Genomic DNA, 22,519 nt, shown 5'->3' with positions numbered 1-22,519 from the left:
ATTCAGGTTGTATTTTAGAAGTATGAAAACCATTTTTTATCTTGTATTCATCATTTCCATCCTCTTTTTCTCTTCGTGTAATGAAGAAGAACAAGTTGAACAATTCCATCCTTCTCATTTTTTTGACTTGAGTGATTTTGACACACTCACTTCTCCAAAAGACAATTTCTATCAATACGTCAACGGTAACTGGCAAAATAAAGAACCAATTCCAAAGGATAGAGGCTCTTGGGGGAATTATTCTGCATTAAGGTTAAAAAATAATATCAGAATAAAGTCATTGCTAGAAACCACTTTGCGTGAAGGAAATTACCTAGAAAACTCAAATACCTCCAAAGCTGTTCTCTTTTTCAAAGAGGGAATGGACTCTGCCAAAATTGAAAAACTTGGAACTCAACCAATTCAACCTCTCTTAAAAGAAATTAATGACATTGAGAACTTTTTTGATCTTCAGAAAGTGGTGACTCAACTTCATACCAAAGGGATTTATCCTTTTTTCAAACCTACCATTTTTCAAGATTCTTACAGAAATAATAAACAGAGTATTTTCCTTGAATTATCAGGAATAAGTATTCATAATACTGACTTTTATGCCCAGCAAGATTCAAATGCCATTAAGATGAGAATGGAGTATCTAGAACATATCCAACGAATGTTCAAACTATTGGGATACTCAGATACTCAATCACTCAAAGTGGCAAAAACGGCTTATACTGTGGAAGAGGATATTGCTGAACAGTATAATATTTCAATCCGGAATCATACCAACGAAAAGTATTACAACCTTAAATCACTACCTGAGTTAACCGACCTTTGCCAATCCTTTGTATGGAAGCAATACAACGGTGAAATTGGTGTACAAACCGATACTGTTATTGTCACCAACATCACTTACTTTTCAAGCATAGACGCTATTATTCTGAAAAATGGGATTGAGAAAATAAAAAATTACTTACAATGGAGGGTTTTGCATCATGCCGCTCCTTATCTATCGCATCAATTTGTAACGGAAGACTTCAGGTATTTTGGTAAAAAAAGAGATGGATTAAGAGAACAGCCCTACCGATGGAAAGCAGTGTTAAAAGCAACCAATAAGGCTGTTGGATTTGCTGTTGGAGAAATGTATATCGCCAATTACTTTCCAGAAGAAGCTAAAGCTGAAGTCAAAGAGATGATTGATAATATATTACTCACGGCTGCTGAACATATCAGGAATATTGAGTGGATGGACAGTAACACCAAGAAAAGTGCGTTACTCAAACTCAACAAATTGACTGTAAAAATTGGCTACCCACAAAAATTTCCTTCTTATGCTTCTTTAAAGTTAGGAGATTCCTATTACGAAAATATTATCCTATCCAACCAATGGCTTTTTCAAAATAAAATTGATGCTTTTAATAAAGGAAGTAGTACTAAAAAATGGATTATTACTCCTCAAACTGTCAACGCTTACTACCATACGCTCTATAATGAATTTGTAATAACAGCAGGTATTTTACAGCCTCCTTTCTTTCATCATCAAGCAGATGATGCTGTAAACTATGGAGCTATTGGAGCCGTAATCGCTCATGAAATCACACACGGTTTTGATAACATTGGAAGACGTTATAATGCGGAAGGGAACGTTCAAAATTGGTGGACTTCTAAAGACTATTACGCTTTCAAAAATAGAACGAAAAAATTAATTGATCAGTTTGACCACTATGAACCTCTCCCTGGTATTACCATCAATGGCAACCTCACGCTCAACGAAAATATAGCAGATCTTAGTGGCTTGGCAATGGCCTATCATGCTTTAGAACAAACACAAGGGGCAAATGTTGACATTACAAAAATTGATGGCTTCACTCCTCAACAACGCTTCTTTATTTCTTGGGCTACACTTTGGAGATCGAAAACTCGTGTGGAAGTACTCCGACAAAAATTAATGACGGAAACACATCCTCCGGGAGAATACAGGGTCAACGGTCCTCTTTCTAATTTCACTCCCTTTTATGAAGCTTTTGATGTACACCAATATGATGGGATGTGGAGAAAAGAAGAAGATAGGGTTCAAATTTGGTAAATACATTTTAAACTAAGTTTTCGGTAACTTCCAATCAATTTTTCGCCAAGTATTTATAGGAGCTACTTTCAAGATTCCTTCTTCTTCATTTTTGTCTTAACACAAAAACGAAGCAAAAAAGTCAAGGCTTTGAAGTCAAAAGCTAAATTCCATTCCTTGAGCCTAAATGATTTTAAACTCGCTGCGCTCAAACAGCAAAATCATTTTTAACGACTCATTCCATGTAATTCTTCACGCTTTTCCCTTCAAGGCCAGGGGTAGAACTACCAAACTAAAAGAGTAGTAATTCCAATTGTGCGAATGTTAAGCGATAGCGCCTTTCGTGTTCTGTCGATAAAAAAAATTCTCCTGATTTCTAAAGACCATAAATATTCAAAAACTTAGTTTACCGTGTGATAAATACATTTCGCAGAATAATGAAAAAGGGAAGAACAGCCTGTAATGTAACTACAAACTGATTCTTCCCTTTTTTCCTTAAGAAAAGATGGCTATTCCTCTTCTCTTCTATTCTTTACTTCAAATAGAGCATCTTCCACCGCATTATAGCAGACTTCTGTTTCAAACCCTTTGCCCGCTAAATGTTGAAGTGCTTTGCCTTTGACTAAATGATTTTCTTCTCCTTTTTCGATCAATCTTTCCACTTTTTTGAGAGCAATGCCTAAGGCAATTTCATAATACTCTTCATCGTTGATTTCATTCAAGGCTTCTTTTCCCAAAGAAGGAGAGACGCCCTTCTGATGTAAAGCCATCTGAATTTTGCGTCTCCCCCATTTATTACTTCTGAATTTTCCTCTTACAAAAGAAGAAGCATACCTTTTTTCATCCCAAAATTTATTCTCCTTCAACCATGCTAACACTTCAGGGATATCCTCCTCTGCATATTCCCACTTTTTTAATCGATTCACAATTTCTTGCTGACAACGATCTTGGTAAGAACAATAAGCGGCTATTTTGGGAAGAATCTGCTGATAGGTATAATCCATTAAAATATTTTTGATTTATTGACTACTTTCTGAGTTACATTATAGAACTCATTGAAGACATTAAACGATCTGTCTCCTTCTTTAATCTTTTGTTTCGTGTAAGAACCATCTTCGTTCATGACGAAACTATTGACATTATCTTTTAAGTTATAATCAAGAATGTTGATGGCTTCTTTTTTACATAATGGATCCACAATTTCGAACTGAGATTCAATTCTTCGGTCAAATGACCTTGTCATTGCATCTGCACTACCACCATACACAATTGGATCTCCGTTGTTATGGAAATAAAACAACCTTGTATGCTCTAAGAAATCACCCACAATCGATCTCACCGTAATATTTTCACTTAATCCTTCACGGCCAGGGCGAATACAGCAGATACCTCTTACAATCAAGTGTATTTTCACACCTGCTTGAGAAGCAGCATAAAGTGCATCCATCATTTTATCATCCTGGAATGAGTTCACTTTGATCATAATACCTGATGATAAACCGTCTTTAGCGTTTTTAGCTTCCTGCTCAATCAAATTAATAAAACCTTTTCTCATCTGACGAGGTGCAGTGAGGATTTGGTTATAACGCTTCGGTTGAGAGTGACCTGTAATGGCATTAAAGAACTCTGACACATCTTCTCCATAAGCTTCTTTTGAAGTCAATAGACCAATATCAGTATAGAGTTTCGCTGTTGATTCATTGTAGTTACCACTACCTAAGTGAGCATATCTTGTCACTTGATCCCCTTCATTTCTTACTACAAGCATCAACTTGGTGTGTGTCTTTACAGCTGACATACCATAAATCACAAAACACCCTGCCTCTTGCAATTTTTTCGCTTCTTGTAAGTTGTTCTCTTCATCAAAACGAGCCTTTACTTCAAAAAGTACCGACACCTGCTTACCACTTTCCACCGCAGCTAATAACGCTTTTGTTACTCTAGAATCTTTTGCTAGACGGTAAATTGTCATTTTGATCGCCAAGACCTTGGGGTCATCTGCCGCTGCCTCCAACAATTCCAACATCGTGTCTGGGCTATTGTAAGGGTGGTGCAAGAATATATCTTGTTTCTTCAAGCGGTCAAAAATATTGTCGCTATCTCCTTTCTTAATGCTTTGCATTGCAACAGGAGTTGTAAACTGAGGAGAAGTAGGCTGTAAATAAGCAAATGCTTTATGTCCTACAATCTGCCAATATCTTGTGTGATCCAACAATACTGGAGACTCAAAAATATTGTCCTCATCTATATCAAAACGCTCCATTAAGACCTCTCTCAACATTGGGCTTGGGTTTTCAGTGATTTCCATTCTCACTACCCTACCTGTTTTACGAGTTCTTAATTTTAATTTTAATTCATTTAAAAAGTCAGTATCCAAATCATCACTCTCGTCCAATGTGAAGTCACCGTTTCTTGTTAACCTGAATAAATCAACTGACTCTACTTCTACATTTCTGAAAAGACGCGTAATGTGTGCTTCAATGATCGATTCAATAGGTACAAATACCCAATAATCCTCTCTTTCAATCTGGAAAAACTTCGGAAGGTTTTTAGGAATTTGAACAAATGAAATTTTTCTTCGATTACCTGTTTCCTCTCTTTTATCCGTAGTCACGACTCCAAAGATGGTCAGTAAGTTTTGTAATACAGGAAATGCATGATACGTATCATAGACCATCGGAGTAAGCATTGGGAAAACCATTCTATTGAAGTATTTATCCACATGCTCTCTCTCATTATCATTCAGATCTTTTACATCTAAAATTTTGAAACCGTTATTTTCAAACTCAGGCTGCAGTTCATCCAACAATAATTCAGACTGTTGCTTAGAAAAATCATGAATGTCTTGAAATAGTTTTTGCTTGAATTGATCTTCTCTTAATCCTGAGTAATCCGTTCTTCGTTTACCGTAATCAATGTAATTATAAAGCGATCCTACACGAATCATAAAAAACTCATCTAAGTTTGAAGCTGTAATCGCCAAAAACTTCAGCCTTTCGAAAACTGTTCTCGAAGACATCTGTGCTTGATATAAAACTCTATAATTGAACTGAAGCCAGCTTAAATCTCTACTGATGTAATTACTACTATTGATTAATGCTGCTATCTTCTCTTGGTTTATCATAAATTACGGTATATAGGATTTTTTTGGATATATATGTTATTTGTTATTCAAAATTACTATTTATTAATGGCAATAGCATTACATGATTGTAAGTTTATTGTAAAATTATTTCATTATCTTCATCATGAAATTGAACAACAAAAAAACAAAGATCTAATAAGTTCAAATGAAGTCAATACTATCATTATTATTGTTTTTCCCTATTTTAGCCTTCGCTCAGAACACCCTTGTCATCTTCCCTTACACCGAAGAAGGTGAGTCAATCTGTGACAATTACAATGTCTACAATACAAAAATGGTCTTACAAACCATAGAAGAAGCATGTATTTATAATGCTTTCAATGTAATTGAGACTCAACCCCGAATGCGAAAAATTCAAGCTGAAAATGTGTGTCACCTCAGAAACAATCAAATCAGAAAAGCTGTAATGGGACAACGTCAAAAATCATACATTGAGTTTTCCTATGCATTACACAAAACGCCTAAAGGAAATTACCTTGACTTGTATTTATTTTTAAGAGATGCCAACTCTAATGATGTTTTTGTTGTTCAAAAAATGACATCCAAAAAACGCTATTCTTCCAATGTCAAAGAGTTTGCCCAACGACTTATTCAATTGAACTTTGATGAATTTAAACAACAATGCAACTTAGCTCGAAAAAACGGAACAAAAGTAGATATCTCATCCATGGAAATTCCTTCAATCGCTCCTGCCCAAAAGACCGATTACGCCAAGGGAAAACAACCCAAACCGCAGAAAGGTAGCAAAGGTGCTAAAGAAAAAGAGGTAGTAGTCGCTCCAGTGGTAGAGAAATTTCCGTTAAGTGATGTTGATCAAAACATTCCTACCTACGGTAACGTGAACGAAAATGCCGTGGCTGTAGTAATAGGAAATAGAACGTACAGAAATAATGATGTTCCTGAAGTAAAATTTGCGATCAATGATGCTAAAATGGTAAAGTCTTACCTTAAATATGGATTTGGATTCAAAGAAGAAAACATCATTTATATAGAAGATGCTTCTCAAGCTGATTTCAATGCTATTTTTGGAATTAAAGGGAACGCCAAAGGTAAACTTTACAATTATGTAAAACCCAATGTATCGGATGTCTTTGTCTATTATTCAGGACACGGAGCTCCTAACCCAGAGACCAATAAAGGTTACTTTGTACCAGTGGACACTGATCCTTCTTTGATTCATTTTAATGGCTATTCTTTAGATACCTTTTATGAAAACCTAAGTTTAGTTCCTTACAAATCACTCACTATTGTGGTGGATGCCTGTTTTAGTGGAAGTTCTGAAGGAGGAATGTTGTTGAAAAATATTTCACCAGTATTTATCAAATCAGAAAATAAGGTGTTACGAGATGAAAACGTAGTCATTCTCACCTCAGCTGCTTCAGAGCAAGTTTCTTCTTGGTATAATGAAAAGTACCATTCTCTATTTACTTATTATTATTTGAAAGGACTACAAGGTGCTGCAGATACGAATAAAGACAGAAAAGTAACTTTAGGAGAAATGAAGGCCTATATTGTTGATAATGTACCCTACATGGCAAGACGTTTAAACAATAGAGAACAAACGCCTGAGATTACAGGAAGTGATGATGTTATTTTAATTCAGCGATAATGGATTCAATACTATTCATAGTCTTTACTCTTACTTTTCTATTTCTAGTCTTTCAATATTTCCAACTAAAAAAAGAGAAAAAGAAACGTCATGAATCATTAATCGAAAGTTGGGGGAAAAGTAATCAAGAAAAGTATATTAATTTCGAAAGGACAAATCGTTATTTTCTCAAATCGGATCACCGTTTTAAAAGCTTTCAGTTTATATCTGAAAACACAATTGTAGATTTAGATCTACATGATATATTCCGCTTGATAAACAGAACAATATCTTCTATTGGTGAACAATTTTTATACTTTAAATTTCTAACAATAAGACCTCCAAATGAAAAAAATAAGTTCTCAAGTATTGTCGAATATTTTAAAAAAAATGACAAAGAAAGACTAAAGATCCAATTAATACTACAGCAACTTGCCACACCTAAAGGTTACTTTGTAGAAAAACTAATTCATGATCCCCACATAGAAAGGACAAACTATTTTTGGGTTTATATACTAAGTAGTTTTATTACGCTCTCTTCTATTATAATCTCTATTTGGTTTCCCTTTTTCTTATTGCTTCTTATCCCATTATTTATTTTGAATATGGCAATGCATTATGCGAATAAAAAGAATCTAGATTTTTACAATGAGGGATTATCCGTTTTATTTAAAATGATAAAGGTAAAATCTAAGTTATCTCCATACTTCAAAAATCAAATCGATGATGTTTCAACAAAAGAGCTCCAAAAACTAAAGGTCTACTCTTACTTTATTCAGTTTACCACCGACAACGATCAGGACCCTTTTGCTCAGCTTTTGATATGGAATATTGAGTTATTAAAAATTGTCTTTAATGTCGAGGTGATCGCTTTTTATCTTTGTATTCGAAAGCTGAATAATCATAGAAAGACCATTGATGATTTATTCCAATATATAGGTAAGATAGATGCAGCACAATCGATCGCTAATGTTCAATCCGATGAGTTTCTTACTTGCCGTCCTACTTTTTCAGATCAATTTGAAGCAGTCAACCTCATTCACCCTTTGATCGAAAACTGTGTTCCAAATACTTTTTCTCTAGACAAAAAAGGGATGTTACTGACAGGGTCAAATATGTCGGGGAAGACAACATTTATCCGATCTGTTGCCATCAATGCACTACTCGCCCAAACCTTTGATTTTTGTTTCTGCAAACATTACAACGCTCCTTACTTTAAAATCTATTCAAGTATAAGAATCAACGATAGTTTAAAAGAAAATACATCCTACTATTTACAAGAGGTAAAGTCTATCAAAAAAATTGTTGAGGCCTCCCAAGAATCCACTCCAAGCTTATTTGTGATGGATGAGCTTTTCAAAGGAACCAATACAATTGAGCGTATCAAAAGTGCGAATGCCATATTATCTTATTTATCAAAAGGGAATCATTCTACTTTTGTCGCTACTCATGATCTGGAATTGACAGAATTACAATCAGATCGATATGAACTATGGCATTTTTCAGAAAGCGTAAAAGATGAAAAAATATACTTTGACCACAAATTAAAGAAAGGGAAATTGAGTAGATTTAATGCCATTGAAATTCTCAAACTCAATGATTATCCTGAAGAAATAATAAATACGTGCCTTGGTACTTGATAGAATAAGATAACCTTAAATTTAATTTGATAATGAATATTTAAACCTTCTTTTTCAGACTCTAAATTTTGTAAATTCAAGTATGCATAAGTTAGAAGGAGATGATATAACACCACAGTCAGTCTATAAATACCTCAGTGAGCTCTATGGAGGGAATTGGAATGGGGAATCAATGGTGATTGACAATGAAAAGATCAATTGTAAAGCCACTTACTTCAACTATCCTAATGATATTATTGTGGGTTTGGTCAAGTTGAAATGTACTGAAAGGCTCACTTACGAAAGTACTGGAACTGACAAAGAAGATTACATCACAATTCGTATTGGTTATCAAGCTGTTTTTGATGAAAAAAACAATCAAAAAGCCGCAGTGAATAATGGTATATTTATTTATGATGTAAATTTTCTTTATGAAAATCATCTTCATCCAAACATTTGGTATGAATGGTTTGCGGTAAAATGTCCTATCGATTTTCTAAAAACATGGTTCATTGAAGATTCTGATTATGAGGATTTCAAAAATAGAGTGATCAACAGTTATATCTATTACCCCTCTATACCTGAAATTGACACTATTATCCGTGAATTATCATTTTTCAATGAAAAAGACAGATTCAAAAAGACTATATTTCTTTCTAAATTATTCGAAATCCTTGGGCGTCTTTTTACAGTTTTAAAAGAGCAGAGACCAAATCAGTTTCAAGACATAAAGCTTCACCCTGAAGATTATAAAACAATGCTGAATGTAAGGGAATATATTTTAGAAGACTTCAGTCAAAAGCCAAGGTTAGAAGAAATTGCAAAACACTTCCATTTAAGCGTTTCAAAACTTAGAAGGGACTTTTCTACGGTCTATCAAACTACAGTGATGAAGTTTTTTGATCAACATCGTTTGCAAGAAGCTTATCAACAAATCAAATATTCTGATAAGAGTATTACAGCAATTAGTATTGATTTGGGATTTGTATCAGTTGCACATTTGGGAACCGCTTTCAAAAAAGAATATCAGATGACTCCCAATCAATTAAGAAGTAAAGACTCTACCCAAAATGAGTAGAGTCTGAAAGGTGTATTATTGTAATGTCACTTCCACCAACTGAATCTCTCCAGTGTAAGTGAAGTCTCCGTGATATAATTGTGACGGGCTAGAACCCGTGTTTTTTCCTACATCAAAAGTTGAAGTTGCACTGTATTGTACAGGTACTGTCTTAGGAATACCTCCTTCACCAATTACTTTGTCACCAAGCATCAAAGTAACTTTAGCAGCACCTCCTCTTTGTCCTGAAACTTGGTCATACACTGCTTTGAGTATCAGGTCACCTTCAGGCAATTCAATCTCTGAAATGATATTGGTATACTTCTGATCAAAGAAGTTATACGTATAATATAATCGGTTGTCTTTGATGTAAAGTGAATAACCTGCTTCAAAACCTCCATCTGTTACCAAAACTCCTTCATCTGATTTTTTGTGATTCAATTTCACTTCAATATCATGATTTCTACTTGGTGTTCTTGGGGATGCACTGTTGGTAACTCTTTCAGTTACTCCATAATAAGTAAATTTCTTTCTTGCATTGTTGATTGATGGACGATCAGGGTTCACCACTCTTTCTACGAAACGGTCATCCATTGGATATACATCTTTCGATGCCGCTTCACTTTCGAATAATGCTTTTAATTCCTTTACTTTTTCAGGGTATTTATCGGCTAAATCTACTGCTTGAGAAAAATCCTCCTCAATATGATAAAGCTCCCATTTTGTTTCATCAAAATCTTTTGAACCTGTCAATTGCCAAGGAATACCGTGGAATGCACATGCTACCCAACCATCATGATAAATGGCTCTTGATCCTTCGATCTCAAAGTATTGTGTAGTTTTTTGACCTTTAGCGTGTTCCTCTTTAAAAGTATAGGCCATACTCACACCTGACATCTCTGATTGTTCAAAACCTTTGACCATTTTAGGTTGCTCAATTCCTGTAATTTCAAGGATTGTCGGCGTAATGTCTGATACATGGTGGAACTGCGTTCTTTTTTCACCTTTAGTTTTGATGCCTTCCGGCCAAGAAATAACTAAACCATTTCTTGTTCCTCCAAAGTGAGAAGGTACACGTTTCATCCATTTGAAAGGTGATGACCCTGCCCATGCCCATGATACTGCATAGTGTGGTTCTGTACTTGGAGATCCCCACTCATCTAGCTCATTTAATTGGTATTCGAACGATTCTCCACCAAGGCCATTATAAGCAGTGTACACATTACTTGTTCCTGTCATACTTCCTTCAGCAGAAGGACCGTTATCACCCACAATATAAATCACAATGGTGTTTTCTCCACCAGGTAAGCTTTTCGCTGTTTTTAAAACTTCGCCTACATAGTGATCAGTATGATCTAAGAATCCAGCATATACTTCCATCTGACGAGCAAGTACTTTTCTTTCTTCTTCTGAATACGAATCCCATGCTTCTAACACGTCTGGTCTTTCAGTGAGTTTTGTATTTTCAGGAATGATTCCCATCTCTTTTTGACGGTTAAACGTCTCCTCACGCATTGCATCCCATCCATTATCAAACTTTCCTTTGTATTTATCAATAAACGCTTTTGGTGCTTGTAATGGGGAATGGGCTGCGCCTGTAGAAAAGTATAAGAAGAATGGCTGATCAGGGTTGTTTGATTTTTGTGTTTTCATCCAACGAATCGCGTCATTAGCCAAATCTTCTGTCAAATGATATCCTTCTTCTGGAGAATAAGGTTGATCTACCGGAGTTGTATTTCTATATAAATCTGGCTCGTACTGGCTTGTTTCACCTCCATTGAATCCATAGAAATAATCAAAACCTAAACCTGTTGGCCAACGGTCAAATGGTCCATTGGCTGTTACTTCCCAAGTCGGTGTGTTGTGCCATTTACCAAAAACAGAAGTACTGTAACCGTTGCCTTGTAAGATTTGAGCAATTGAAGCGGCATCGTCAGGCCAGATACTATTGTAGCCTGGAAAACCTGTTGACAACTCAGAGATCACTCCGAAACCAGCCTCATGGTGGTTTTTACCTGTTAGTAAAGCAGCACGAGTTGGACTACACATACCGGTGGTATGGAACCTTGTATATGTTAGGCCTTCGTCTGCAAGTTGATCAAGGTTGTCCATCTCGACTGGACCTCCAAAAGTTGAACTTTGACCAAATCCAACATCATCCAACATCACCACGATCACGTTAGGAGCACCTTCTGCAGACTTAACAGGCTGAGGATAATCAGCTTCTGCTTCTGCATAAGTCCTTCCAATTTTACCTTTAAATTCTTGAATGGGTTTGGGTAATTGTTCTTGTGCAAAGACATTTACCACTAAAAGTGTGAACATACTGAATAGTCCACAAATCATTTTTGAAGTAATTTTTTTCATATCTGATTCTCGTTTTTTAGTCTATTACAAAGGAATCAAATCGGACTTTGTATTGCCTTCAAAAAATGGTCAACCTACATCAAAAAATGTTCAACAAGAACTTTAGTGCTTTTTTATCGAAAATATGTTATTGAAATTAAAGTAATTTGTTTAACATCTACCTTTTTAATTATTTAGAATAAATAAATCAAAAATTATATTATAAAAACAATTTTGAGCTTTTAAGTAAAGTTTTTGAACCAATACACATTGTTACACATCGTACATTGTACGTATACTTAAATAAAATATCATAAACAATTAAATTGAGTTATCTATGCCTATTGCCGTCATCACACAAGCTATAGTTTCTGCTATATCAATTCCAACAGAAGCTGATAATATCAATCTCCATATGAAAAATGGAGATCTTATTTCTATCACTAAAGCTGAATTGAAACAAAAAAAATCAACTCCTACAGAAATTGTATACAAAAGAAATAAAGAATACCACAAAATACCTGCACACGAAATTGATTTCGTCCGCTATGAATCATTAGATACTTATGATAAAACAGCTGATTTTATTGAAGAATACAACCTTATGATTCAAGAATTAGATGGACATGTTTTAGAATACTATAATACCAAAAGATACAAGAAGTCACGAACATCCCAGACTTTTGCTGTGGCAGGTTGGACGCTTGCTGTGGCTGCCAATCCACTTTTCTGTGCTGTAGCTCCAATTCCTACTACACAAGCTATTTTAACGATGAAGACTGCTGATAAAACCCATGTGGTAAGTGGTAAAGAATGGAAAGCTGTAAAAAAAGCACAGAAAGAAAAAATTAAACAGCTTAAAGAAAAGGCTAAAATGGACGAAGAAATGGAAATGCTTGCTCAAAAGGGGTAATACCTCCAACTTCAAAATAAAAAGAGTCACTCTCTCATCGTTTAACTATGGTAGAGTGACTCTTTTATATATAATGAAAAACTGACTTTTACTGTGCCATATCCCAAATATTCAAAAAGCTTAATTTTGTGATTTCTGCTGCCTTATCCATCATAATCTTATCTGCATGATCTGAAACTTGATGATAATCTTCATGTCCTCCGGTATGGTACCAGAAATACGGAATTCCTTCTTTATCAAAATTCACATTATCAGATCCTGCTGCTTCTCCTTGTTTGGTTTTTCCTTCAAACATTTCAAGGTTGATATTGTACTTTTCAATATTTTGAGCATTGATCTTCCATGTCGATGGAGAGTTTTCATTATAAATAAAACTCACCTGATTATCTGCTGTATGCCAGTCCCCTCTTCTGCCGATCATGTCAAAGTTCAAATACATTTTGATTTGAGATTTATCTTCAAAGGTTCTCAAGAAGTTTTTTGAGCCATGTAGTCCTTTTTCCTCAGCTGTCCAAGCTGCAAAAAGTAATGTTTTCTTTGGTGCTACCTCCGTAGCCTTCGCTGCCTTAGCAATCCCTAATATGGCTGCAACACCAGAAGCATTATCATCAGCACCATTCCAAATGTACCCTTCGCGTTTTCCAAGGTGATCATAATGAGCACCAATCATCACTACACTATCAGGCATAGTACCTTCGATTTTTGCTAATACATTCCTAACTCTGATTCTTTCTACATCAGCATTCGCTTGGAAAGAAGCTGAAGATGCTAAAAGTGGTACTTTATGTAGCTTTTTAGTACCAATTGATGTTTCATATTTTTGAACTTCCTCTTTTGCTACCAAAGAAGCCATGATATATTCTCCCCCCATAAAAACAGGAGGTATTGTACTCTGTTTTGTTACAGGACTGTATATCCTTGTGTCATAAAATGAAGGTAGTGGTCGATCTCCCTCATAATATTTCCTATTATATCTAAAAGGAATATTGTGTGCATGCTGAGGTAAGTATCCATTAAATTCAATTTCGATAATCGCCAATGCATCATATTTGTTTGCCAATTGTTCTTTTAATTTATGGATTTGCTTTTGTGGTACTCCCTTCAGTGAATTAGCAATTTGTCCTTCCTGAGGTATACCCTTAAGCCTCACCCATATTTTCCCTTGAAGTTTACTCTTTTCATAGAAATCATCGTAGCCCAGAGAGTCAACCTGTAGCCCGTAACCTACAAATATAAGGTTTCCGCTACCATTTATGCTAGTCGGAGCCGCTTTAACTTCAAAATCTGTATGATTGGTGAATGTAAACTCCTGTCCTTTACTATTTTTTATTGAAAGATGTTGTTCTTCCGCTGCTTTGTATTCTAACACGTCAAAGGACTGAAAATAAGTTGGTTGACCATTAATAACATCACCAGCAGGTTCCAACCCCATAAATTCGAACATGCTCGCCAAGTATTCAGCTGATTTGTAGGCTCCAGGTCTCCCGGCCTCTCTACCTTCCATCCAATCTGAGGAAAGATAAGTAATGGTAGAAGCTATTGTTCCTTCGTCTATTGCCTTTAGTCCTTTCTCTTTTGGCGATTGAGCATAAATAAATGCAAAAGGTAAGTGAAATAATAAGGTAGATAAAATGGTATAGGTTGATAATTTTTTCATTTCTAATAAGTGTAGGTTTAACGATCGAAATTTCGCCCATTTAATGATAAGATGAAATGAAATTTAGTTAATAAAGAGCAACAACCTATACTACAAGTATTGGTCTTTATCTATTTCCTATGGAGTAAAGTACAATTGAAGGAAAAGGAAAAGGGCAGATTTATCACCTACCCTCCTACTTATTTAAGATTCTATTATAAATCAAATGATTGATAATCAACATTTGTATTCTGTCCAATAAGTTTTTCTACACCATTCTGAAAAGACTTTAAATCAGAACTCGATGTGTAGAATTGATACTTTGCAGCCTTATCCAAGACGAGTTCAGGCATCAACCTAATAATCTGTTTTACTACTGCTGGAGAAGGATCTATCAACTCAACATTTTTCCCCACTATTTCCTGAATATCTTCTTTGAGGAACGGATAGTGGGTACAACCTAAAACAATATGATCCACATTCTCTTTGAGCATCGGGTGAACCAAAGGCATTAATAATTCTTTTGCTTTTGGTGTTCTCATCAAGCCTTCTTCTACCAACTCCACCATTCCATAACCTGGCTGAATAATAACATTTACACCTTTCGTGAATTTTTCTTTAGTTTGTTGGAATAACTCTCCTGAAAAAGTTCCTTCCGTAGCCAATACTCCAATCGTCTTTGTTTTAGAAGACATTGCTGCTGGCTTAATTGCTGGCTCCATTCCCACAAAAGGGATGGCATATTTCTCTCTTAATAGCTTAATCACTGCAGCAGTTGCAGTGTTACAAGCCACAACAATTATGGTTGCCCCTTTTGAAATTAGAAAGTCAGTGATTTTAATTGCACGGTCAAGTAATTCTTCCTTTGTCTTAGAACCATAAGGAATATACTTTTGGTCTGCAAAGTAAAGCATAGACTGTTCTGGGACTTGCTGATAATACGTTTTCCACACAGATAAACCACCCAACCCAGAATCAAAGAAAGCAATCATAATTTATTTTCTTTTTCGAGGATCATTTGCATCAAAAAAGTGCCATGACACCAAGACATCTTGAATCTGTTTTGTGTCAATTTCAGCTACTTCTTTTGTTTTCGGGAAATAAGCAAAAACCTTATTTTGGAATGGATAAATCCCTACTTCTACATTGTAGGCAGGTATTAGGTCTTCCATTTTCACTTTACAGAATGGTTTATATTTTGAAACTGTATCTGCAATGAAAGAATTTCTCACTTCAAAGTTAGATCCTTGTGTTTTAGGCAGGGAACTAACAAATTGATAGACAGCAGCCGAATCTAAAAGATTAACGCCTCTAACATTGTAAAAAGGATCTTCAAATGAAATTAATACATCATTCTCAGGATTTCTATCATACTGCAAATCAAAAGTTTTCAATGTTTTCCATGACGTTCTAAATATTGTTTTATCTCTCCATTCTGCCTTAGTCGGTGAAAATATTTCTTCTAAGTTTACAAACTGTCCCGGTATTTCAATAGCATACGTTTCGCCATTGATTTCTCCGTAAGAAACAATATCACTTTCGGATTGGATTTTGGCAGTGATCACTGGAACATTAGAAATATAGATGACAACATCTTTACCTCCTTCAATGACTCTATCCTTGCTTTCTACAATACGTGTTTGTTGTACAGTTTGAAATAAACGTCCTACTTTTTGAGGAGATAAATCAATATTTTGATCCATCACCCATCGTCCATCTTCTAATTTCTGAATAGAATGACCATCAATATCAAATTGAGTGATATCACCTAAGTGTTCAACCTTAAAAAAAGTAAGATTTTCTGGTTTGCTTGCTGTTGAAAAATCAACAAAAGAGAAACCTATAGCCGCTATCAGCAATAGGTTTACTCCTACTAATACTTTTAATTTATTTGTCATTGTTTAATTTCCTTCTGTAGATTTCACATCTGCTTCTATATACAGTGTACTCTCAGGTTTTTTAGGATCATTCGTAATAATTGTAATTGACTTTTTTACTTGACGGTTGTAATTACCTGCTGTAAATGTAACATCTAATTTGGTGCTTTCACCTGGGGCTAAGGTTGTTTTTTGAGGCTTTGTAGCAGTACAACCACAACTTGCTTTTACTTTTCTAAGGATCAACTCAGATGTTCCTTTATTAGAAATGGTAAATGCAACAGATTTTTTATCCAACGCTTTCATTTCCCCCAATTGCTGTACTTTTTTATCAAATTCAACTGTCGGTGTGCTTCCATCCTCAGCTAAACTTGAAAAATCTTCCTTAATATGTGCACTAATATTGATACGTTTTTTAGGAGATTCTAAATCAGATGTAGGCAATTGGAAATACTCAAATAAGTAGCCATAATCATCTTTCATTGAAGCATCATAACTGATATACACCGTTGCTGTATCGTTAATACTCAATTTATCTTTTGTCCCCCACACTTTGATGTAATCAGGCACTTTTACTTCATCAAACTTCAGTTTAACAGGAGCGATACCTTGATTATAAATAACAGTAGAGACTGTATCTTTCTGTGTATTTAGAATATTCCCGAATAAAATATGAGTAGTTTTAAATCTCAAATTACCAATTTCGTGAGGGTACCAATCTTTAGGGCCTTTCGGTCTTGGGATCACATTTCCTTTAATGGTTAATACCAATACTTGTGGGTTACCATTTGTTCTCACTGATATTGTTTTAGTAAATGGTCCAGGTCTATTTTTAGTGGAATAACTTACCTGTACATACCCTTTGCCATTGACAGCTATGTCTTCAGTAGACCAATTGGGTGTGGTGCACCCACAACTTGCTTTTACGCTTTTCAATTGTAATGGCTTATTTCCTTGGTTTGTGAAATCAAAGATTGCTTCAGCATCTCCATCTTCTTCTTTAATATCTCCGAAGTCATGAACTAATGAATCGAACACAATTTTTGATTGAGCGAATAATGGATTAACTAAGAACGAAAAAATTAAAATTGAAAAACTTATGTATGTCTTTTTCATTATTAATGACTAAAAATTTCATGTTTGGTATTATAAATGCAAAAATAAAGATAAGTTTTATATACTGATAATCTTTTTTTGACGTTATTGTAATAACCTTTTTAAAGAAAATAATAATAATCTTATTGGTTCTTAAATATTTACAAAAAAAATAGTATTATTGAATTTAGATACTATTGATCTACTCGCACTCTCGTGTAATATTTGACGGAAGCTTATTGATTATTAGGAATTTTTTAAACGATTTAACGCATTATACCGAGGATATCTATGGGGTACATGGAACATTTTAGCGTGAAGACTTTCAAGCAGCAACTGGCGATGAAAAAAATATCGCTTGCATTCCAGGGAATTTTTTCTCAGGATGTTCTTGCATTGATAGGTAAAAGTTTACGCAACACTCCCGAAAGTAGAGTAATTGCAAAGCGCCTTTTTGCAATAGTTATTGAAATGGCGCAAAATATTCATCACTATTCTGCAGAAAAACAATACTCCGAGAAGGATGGAAGAGATATTGGCGTGGGAATTGTAGCTATAGCAGAAGATGATCATCATTATATAATTACTTCGGGAAACTGTATAGTCAAAACAGAGGTTCCCCCTTTAATTGAAAGGGCTAATTACATCAATGGACTATCACCTGAAAAACTAAAAGAATTCTATCGTGAGCAACGTAAGGCTCCTCAGCGTGAAGGTAAGCCGGGAGCAAACTTAGGTTTCATCGACATGGTTCGTAAATCAGGAAACCCGATTGAAATTAATATAAAAGAGTACGACGAGACCAGATCATTTTTTATATTATCGGTTAGAGTTAACAAGGAACTACAAAATTAAAATAGCATGGAAAACTTCCATATTGACGGATCAACTTATATTCCGAGAATTGATTTCAATGCTGAAACAGGAGTTTTAGAAATAGAAGGGGAATCGTATCACGAATATACAACAGAATTTTTTGGTCCTATTTTTAGCTGGCTTGAGGACTATTTAGAAGAGTCGGGAAAAGAAATTACAATGAATTTCAAGATGTCTTACTTTAATACATCTTCATCAAGAAGATTTTTAGAGATTTTGACTTTACTTGAAGAATACCAGAATAACAAAGAAGGTAAAGTTGTTGTCAACTGGTATTATGAAGAAAACGATGTTGACATGTTAGAAAGTGGTGAAGAATACGCAGATGACGTAGAGCTTACTTTCAACTTGCTTCCTTATTAATTCACACACATCATTGAAGTGAAGGTGAAAAGATGTAGATCTTTTCACCTTTTTTTTGTGCCCTACTATTTTTCTGAGCTGATATTATAAAGTATTTCCACTCCATTTCTTTGGAATTAAAGTACACTTTTGAAAGGGTAGATTTAGAGTTTTCATCAACAAGAAGTCATTTTATAACAAAGAATATCTCATGTATTAATAATAATTTTATTTTACCTCTTAAATCAAGGACTATTTATTTTGACTTTTCATAACACTAATTTTTTCAATTTAAACTTTGTCCTTCCTATATTTATTAACAATAAATACACTTACTAAAACAACTTTAACATGCCCACTACAAAAAGAATTTTAATCATCCATGGTCGTGCACAAAAGCCCAAAAAAGAAGAAATAAGAGCAATTTGGTATGAAGCTATAAAACACGGCCTAAAAAGAGACTTTAATGCACAACTAGCAGATCAATTTGATAATTTTGAAAAAGAATTCATCTACTACGGTGATATCACAAACAAAAGGTTTTTCAGTAATGAATATGAAGATGATCAGTTAAGAATTAAGACATTAAATAAATTAAAAACCTATTCAGCAGAAGGCTTCAATGAAGACAATTATGATAATCTCCATACTTTTGGATTCTTCAATGAAGGGCTTGCTGACTTTTTTTCATCTCCATTAAACCTTTTCAATATCGGTGAATCGCTAATTAAGATCAAAGCACCCGATGTTATTGAATATTGGAATAAGGACTCTGAATTCAATCATCTTGTTCAGGAAAGATTGATTTCACCTTTAAAAAAGTACCTTGCCAATGGTGATGAAATTATGCTGATTGCTCATAGCTTAGGAACAATTATAAGTTATGATGTGCTATGGCAGTTATCACATCTCAATGAATTTAAAAATGCTATTGGGCCAGATAAAAAGGTCAATCTATTTGTCACTTTAGGTTCTCCACTTGGTGATATTCATGTGAAAGATAACTTGAGAGGTGCAAGTTTAAGTATTTATTCGCCTCCTAGAGGTTGTAAAAATAACAGTCTGAAGGAAGAGTTGATCGCCAAAGATAAAATCAGACAATACCCCACTAATATCCATAAGTGGGTTAATATTTCTGCAGAGGATGATTACATCTGTCATGACAGTCATATACAAGATGATTTCCAAGAGATGATTGATCTAGATCTGATCAAAAAAGAAAACTTTATTGAAGAAGAAGATAAGATTTACAATCTAGCCGTTAAAGGTGAGAAGTCAAACCCTCATGCCTCGGTTGGCTACTTAATTCATCCGAGATTTATTAAAATATTGGCAGAATGGATGACTACATAGTGAATATAAATCTCAGTTGGAATGTGAATTTTCAAACGTCATTAAGTAGTCATTTAAAATCTTTGGTTCTTGATTATGTTTATTTTTTAGGGATTGGTTTACATTTAAGCCTGTCCCTTTGTCCCTATTGTAAGATTTTGAAAGAAAGATGGTTTGATAAGAAGGGGTATTATTATTAGTTTTGCCTCACATAATTAAATTATCTGCTGGGCAAACATGAAAACTAAAGAATCAATCAAGTATATTCCACTTGGAATAGCTACCTTATTAACCATTCCTTATTTTATTGAGAACACTTTTTTCCAAAATTTACTATTAGAAAATGATAGTAATATTCACTTCTCTTATTATGCGAAAAATTTCCTATCGTATGTTGGGTTATTGATTTCAATACTTTTAATACTACTAAAAAGCGAGTATTGGAAACACGCTTTTGCAATCCTTCTGTTAGCAGGAATATTCCATCTGGTTCAGATTTACCATTTGATCTTTTCTATTGAAATTGGTTTTATCAATATTGACATCACATCACTTTTATTACTCATCGGTCATATAAAAGTAAATCCAAGTCTTGCCGAAAAGATAAGGCCAATATTAAAGAAAAATGAAAAACAGCAACTACAAAGTAACGAGTTTAAAATACAGTTTTTTGAAAAGAAATTTGAAAAGAATGACATTTTTGAATTGAGAGTAATTGTTCAAGAAAACACACTAATACCGGAAGCGATTGAAGCTGCCAAAAGGGTGATTAGAAAAAAAGAAGAACGTGACAATCATAGACAAAAAGTAATGGGTTAGTATCTATTACAAAAAATGACTTTTTGTACAAGTCCTGACTTTTTATCAGAAAAAAAAGCTCAACCCTTAAAAATTAAGGGAAGAGCTCAAATCCAATATAACTTCTAATAACTAAACCGTGGTGAGTTAGTCCTTTAGTAATCGAAGAAATTCTTCTCTAAAGGAAACATCATTAAACTTACCTCCATATTCCATGGTCACGGTTGAGCTTGTCTTGTCCTTTACGCCCCTTGAAGAGACACAAAGGTGTTCTGCATCCACTACCACAATGATGCTGTCGGTTTTTAATGCATCTTGCAGTTCGTTGTACACTTGAAGTGTCATACGTTCCTGCACTTGTGGGCGTTTGCCGTAATATTCTACAATTCGATTAATTTTTGAAATACCAATTACTTTACCTGAAGAGATATAACCGATATGGGCCTTTCCTACAATGGGTAAAAAATGATGTTCACATACTGAAGAGAAAGTGATATTTTTCTCAATCAACATTTTATCATATTGGTATTTATTGTCAAAAACTGATAATGAGGGTTTATTTTTAGGATCGAGACCTGAGAAAAGCTCCTTGACATACATTTTAGCATATCGATAAGGTGTACCTTTCAAACTGTCATCTGATAAATCAAGACCCAATGTCTTCATTATACCAGCAAAATGTTCCTGAATAATTTCAATCTTTTCGTCGTCACTTTTTTCAAAAGCATCAGCAAGCATTGGTGTATCAACGCTTGTCATCATATGATTATCACCTTCTACCTCAATTCTTAGTTTTTCTTCCTTTTCCATCTATTCCATTCCGTCTATAAATTGTAACATATTTTCCTCTAAATCATAGCTTCTATAGAAGCATGCTTTTCTGTTTTCTCCCTCCTGATTGAAAGTATGACAAACGCCACCACCCATCAGTCTTACCTGATAAATGATAGCGTCTTGGTCACAGTCCACCATGATTTTTATAATCTTTAAGTAGTTGCCAGAGGTTTCCCCTTTTGTCCACAATTCATTTCGTGAGGTAGACCAAAAAGTGGCTTTCTTTGATTTCAATGTATACTCAAAAGCTTCTTTATTGGCATAACCAAGCATTAGAATTTGCCCCGTATCAAATTCTTGTGCAACGACGGGTAATAACCCACCTCTTTTCTCAAACTGAAGCTGCGGTACAAGCTCCTCTTCCAAAGCTACCTTTGAACTGTTTTCCATATTTTATTATTGAATGTTTAATACAAATTTTAAATCAAAATCAGTATCACCATCATTAAAACCAGAAGTAGCAGTTTTTACATCTGGCTGGTGCTTTAATACCACTCTGAATTCACCATTTGAAACGCTTGTTGATGATGCTGTCCATGTTGTTTCCAAACCTACAGGATTTCCATTATCATCCTCATCTTCATAATTGATAGCATCTGAAGCGTTATCGATGTTACCATTACCAGTTGGGTTTGAGAACGCATCTTCCGTAAATCCGAAAAAGAATTGGTGCTCATGATCTTCATCTAAGATTTCTTCACCAATATCCTCACCTGGCTCCTCCAATTTGTTCATGATCTCGTAAGTAAGGGTATAAGTTTTACCCGCACCTAAGTTGATTGCATCCTTAATTACTAGATCTTCAAGACCTGGTCCGTCAGGATCTTGTGCAGTAGCTGTTACTACATCCGTGTCATCAGCAGTGTTTGTGAAAATTAATTTCACATCAGTAATCACTTCTAATTCGTTTTCGATCTCTGGTACAACGTCATCGCTGTCGCAGCTTGTGAATAAGCATCCAGAAGCTAAAAGACCAACAAGGCTGTACTTTTTGAATAAGTTGATCGTGTTCATTTG

At 34.7% G+C, this 22,519-nt stretch carries 19 protein-coding genes; 9 read left to right on the top strand and 10 right to left on the bottom strand.

Going from position 1 to position 22,519, the window contains the following annotated elements; all coding sequences use genetic code 11:
* Positions 1 to 22: 22 nt before the first annotated feature.
* Positions 23 to 2,065 carry a M13 family metallopeptidase gene (locus PL77_RS12275; RefSeq protein ID WP_052444356.1) on the top strand — a complete coding sequence of 681 codons (2,043 nt, stop codon included), beginning with the start codon at positions 23 to 25 and terminating at the stop codon, positions 2,063 to 2,065.
* A gap of 488 nt (positions 2,066 to 2,553) precedes the next feature.
* Here the strand turns inward: PL77_RS12275 and PL77_RS12270 are convergent, their stop codons facing one another.
* Both PL77_RS12270 and ppk1 read right to left on the bottom strand, forming a co-directional pair.
* Complete coding sequence (locus PL77_RS12270) at positions 2,554 to 3,048, bottom strand: regulatory protein RecX (RefSeq protein WP_052444355.1); 495 nt, start codon at positions 3,046 to 3,048, stop codon at positions 2,554 to 2,556.
* Positions 3,048 to 5,168: a polyphosphate kinase 1 gene (ppk1, locus tag PL77_RS12265; protein WP_044205446.1), complete on the bottom strand. Its 2,121-nt coding sequence runs from the start codon at positions 5,166 to 5,168 to the stop codon at positions 3,048 to 3,050. Before ppk1 ends, PL77_RS12270 begins: the two co-directional genes overlap by 1 nt.
* Before the next feature lie 166 nt (positions 5,169 to 5,334).
* Between ppk1 and PL77_RS12260 the strand changes: the two genes are divergently transcribed.
* The 3 genes from PL77_RS12260 to PL77_RS12250 all read left to right on the top strand — a co-directional run bounded on the left by PL77_RS12260 (position 5,335) and on the right by PL77_RS12250 (position 9,474).
* Positions 5,335 to 6,798, top strand: coding sequence for a caspase family protein (locus PL77_RS12260; protein ID WP_044205443.1), 1,464 nt, complete (start codon positions 5,335 to 5,337; stop codon positions 6,796 to 6,798).
* A 653-nt stretch (positions 6,799 to 7,451) separates the two neighbouring features.
* Positions 7,452 to 8,417, top strand: coding sequence for an AAA family ATPase (locus PL77_RS32000; RefSeq protein ID WP_172665842.1), 966 nt, complete (start codon positions 7,452 to 7,454; stop codon positions 8,415 to 8,417).
* Between the two features lie 82 nt (positions 8,418 to 8,499).
* Positions 8,500 to 9,474: an AraC family transcriptional regulator gene (locus PL77_RS12250; protein ID WP_044205438.1), complete on the top strand. Its 975-nt coding sequence runs from the start codon at positions 8,500 to 8,502 to the stop codon at positions 9,472 to 9,474.
* Between the two features lie 15 nt (positions 9,475 to 9,489).
* Here PL77_RS12250 and PL77_RS12245 read toward each other — a convergent pair whose 3' ends face one another.
* Positions 9,490 to 11,820, bottom strand: coding sequence for an arylsulfatase (locus PL77_RS12245; RefSeq protein WP_082026511.1), 2,331 nt, complete (start codon positions 11,818 to 11,820; stop codon positions 9,490 to 9,492).
* A 316-nt stretch (positions 11,821 to 12,136) separates the two neighbouring features.
* On the opposite strand from PL77_RS12245, the gene PL77_RS12240 reads away from it, so the two are divergent.
* Positions 12,137 to 12,712, top strand: a complete 576-nt coding sequence (locus tag PL77_RS12240) for a hypothetical protein (protein WP_044205435.1) — start codon at positions 12,137 to 12,139, stop codon at positions 12,710 to 12,712.
* Between the two features lie 88 nt (positions 12,713 to 12,800).
* On the opposite strand, the gene PL77_RS30500 is transcribed toward PL77_RS12240, so the two are convergent.
* The 4 genes from PL77_RS30500 to PL77_RS30495 form a co-directional block, all read right to left on the bottom strand.
* A complete protein-coding gene (locus tag PL77_RS30500; protein ID WP_052444354.1) occupies positions 12,801 to 14,369 on the bottom strand; it encodes a M20/M25/M40 family metallo-hydrolase in 1,569 nt (522 codons plus the stop codon).
* A gap of 194 nt (positions 14,370 to 14,563) precedes the next feature.
* Positions 14,564 to 15,340 (bottom strand): glutamate racemase, encoded by a 777-nt coding sequence (murI, locus tag PL77_RS12230; RefSeq protein WP_044205432.1) that lies wholly within the window; start codon positions 15,338 to 15,340, stop codon positions 14,564 to 14,566.
* Between the two features lie 3 nt (positions 15,341 to 15,343).
* Complete coding sequence (locus tag PL77_RS12225) at positions 15,344 to 16,246, bottom strand: hypothetical protein (protein ID WP_044205429.1); 903 nt, start codon at positions 16,244 to 16,246, stop codon at positions 15,344 to 15,346.
* 3 nt (positions 16,247 to 16,249) lie between these two features.
* Positions 16,250 to 17,341 carry a DUF1573 domain-containing protein gene (locus PL77_RS30495; RefSeq protein WP_052444353.1) on the bottom strand — a complete coding sequence of 364 codons (1,092 nt, stop codon included), beginning with the start codon at positions 17,339 to 17,341 and terminating at the stop codon, positions 16,250 to 16,252.
* Between the two features lie 279 nt (positions 17,342 to 17,620).
* On the opposite strand from PL77_RS30495, the gene PL77_RS12215 reads away from it, so the two are divergent.
* The 4 genes from PL77_RS12215 (at position 17,621) to PL77_RS12200 (ending at position 20,689) form a co-directional block, all read left to right on the top strand.
* On the top strand, positions 17,621 to 18,175 hold the full coding sequence (locus PL77_RS12215; RefSeq protein WP_156152342.1) for a SiaB family protein kinase: 555 nt from the start codon (positions 17,621 to 17,623) through the stop codon (positions 18,173 to 18,175).
* A gap of 6 nt (positions 18,176 to 18,181) precedes the next feature.
* Positions 18,182 to 18,559 carry a DUF1987 domain-containing protein gene (locus tag PL77_RS12210; protein WP_044205426.1) on the top strand — a complete coding sequence of 126 codons (378 nt, stop codon included), beginning with the start codon at positions 18,182 to 18,184 and terminating at the stop codon, positions 18,557 to 18,559.
* Between the two features lie 330 nt (positions 18,560 to 18,889).
* Entirely contained in the window at positions 18,890 to 19,891 is a 1,002-nt protein-coding gene (locus PL77_RS12205; RefSeq protein ID WP_044205424.1) for a hypothetical protein, read from the top strand.
* A gap of 216 nt (positions 19,892 to 20,107) precedes the next feature.
* Positions 20,108 to 20,689 (top strand): hypothetical protein, encoded by a 582-nt coding sequence (locus PL77_RS12200; protein ID WP_044205421.1) that lies wholly within the window; start codon positions 20,108 to 20,110, stop codon positions 20,687 to 20,689.
* A 126-nt stretch (positions 20,690 to 20,815) separates the two neighbouring features.
* Here the strand turns inward: PL77_RS12200 and folE are convergent, their stop codons facing one another.
* From folE to PL77_RS12185, 3 genes are read right to left on the bottom strand one after another with little or no spacing between them, the layout of a single operon-like run.
* Complete coding sequence (gene folE, locus PL77_RS12195) at positions 20,816 to 21,478, bottom strand: GTP cyclohydrolase I FolE (protein WP_044205418.1); 663 nt, start codon at positions 21,476 to 21,478, stop codon at positions 20,816 to 20,818.
* Positions 21,479 to 21,892, bottom strand: a complete 414-nt coding sequence (hisI, locus tag PL77_RS12190; protein WP_044205417.1) for a phosphoribosyl-AMP cyclohydrolase — start codon at positions 21,890 to 21,892, stop codon at positions 21,479 to 21,481.
* A gap of 6 nt (positions 21,893 to 21,898) precedes the next feature.
* Positions 21,899 to 22,516, bottom strand: coding sequence for a hypothetical protein (locus tag PL77_RS12185; RefSeq protein ID WP_044205414.1), 618 nt, complete (start codon positions 22,514 to 22,516; stop codon positions 21,899 to 21,901).
* Between the last annotated feature and the right edge of the window lie 3 nt (positions 22,517 to 22,519).

It is taken from the genome of Flammeovirga sp. OC4 (genome assembly GCF_000812565.1).
GTDB lineage: Bacteria > Bacteroidota > Bacteroidia > Cytophagales > Flammeovirgaceae > Flammeovirga.
This window is presented reverse-complemented; position numbering and strand designations above follow the sequence as displayed.

Bases quoted from the DNA above. Each gene is read 5' to 3' on its own strand.
- PL77_RS12275 (WP_052444356.1), top strand. From the start codon at position 23: ATGAAAACCATTTTTTATCTTGTATTCATCATTTCCATCCTCTTTTTC.
- PL77_RS12270 (WP_052444355.1), bottom strand. From the start codon at position 3,048: ATGGATTATACCTATCAGCAGATTCTTCCCAAAATAGCCGCTTATTGT.
- ppk1 (WP_044205446.1), bottom strand. From the start codon at position 5,168: ATGATAAACCAAGAGAAGATAGCAGCATTAATCAATAGTAGTAATTAC.
- PL77_RS12260 (WP_044205443.1), top strand. From the start codon at position 5,335: ATGAAGTCAATACTATCATTATTATTGTTTTTCCCTATTTTAGCCTTC.
- PL77_RS32000 (WP_172665842.1), top strand. From the start codon at position 7,452: ATGATAAAGGTAAAATCTAAGTTATCTCCATACTTCAAAAATCAAATC.
- PL77_RS12250 (WP_044205438.1), top strand. From the start codon at position 8,500: ATGCATAAGTTAGAAGGAGATGATATAACACCACAGTCAGTCTATAAA.
- PL77_RS12245 (WP_082026511.1), bottom strand. From the start codon at position 11,820: ATGAAAAAAATTACTTCAAAAATGATTTGTGGACTATTCAGTATGTTC.
- PL77_RS12240 (WP_044205435.1), top strand. From the start codon at position 12,137: ATGCCTATTGCCGTCATCACACAAGCTATAGTTTCTGCTATATCAATT.
- PL77_RS30500 (WP_052444354.1), bottom strand. From the start codon at position 14,369: ATGAAAAAATTATCAACCTATACCATTTTATCTACCTTATTATTTCAC.
- murI (WP_044205432.1), bottom strand. From the start codon at position 15,340: ATGATTGCTTTCTTTGATTCTGGGTTGGGTGGTTTATCTGTGTGGAAA.
- PL77_RS12225 (WP_044205429.1), bottom strand. From the start codon at position 16,246: ATGACAAATAAATTAAAAGTATTAGTAGGAGTAAACCTATTGCTGATA.
- PL77_RS30495 (WP_052444353.1), bottom strand. From the start codon at position 17,341: ATGAAAAAGACATACATAAGTTTTTCAATTTTAATTTTTTCGTTCTTA.
- PL77_RS12215 (WP_156152342.1), top strand. From the start codon at position 17,621: ATGGAACATTTTAGCGTGAAGACTTTCAAGCAGCAACTGGCGATGAAA.
- PL77_RS12210 (WP_044205426.1), top strand. From the start codon at position 18,182: ATGGAAAACTTCCATATTGACGGATCAACTTATATTCCGAGAATTGAT.
- PL77_RS12205 (WP_044205424.1), top strand. From the start codon at position 18,890: ATGCCCACTACAAAAAGAATTTTAATCATCCATGGTCGTGCACAAAAG.
- PL77_RS12200 (WP_044205421.1), top strand. From the start codon at position 20,108: ATGAAAACTAAAGAATCAATCAAGTATATTCCACTTGGAATAGCTACC.
- folE (WP_044205418.1), bottom strand. From the start codon at position 21,478: ATGGAAAAGGAAGAAAAACTAAGAATTGAGGTAGAAGGTGATAATCAT.
- hisI (WP_044205417.1), bottom strand. From the start codon at position 21,892: ATGGAAAACAGTTCAAAGGTAGCTTTGGAAGAGGAGCTTGTACCGCAG.
- PL77_RS12185 (WP_044205414.1), bottom strand. From the start codon at position 22,516: ATGAACACGATCAACTTATTCAAAAAGTACAGCCTTGTTGGTCTTTTA.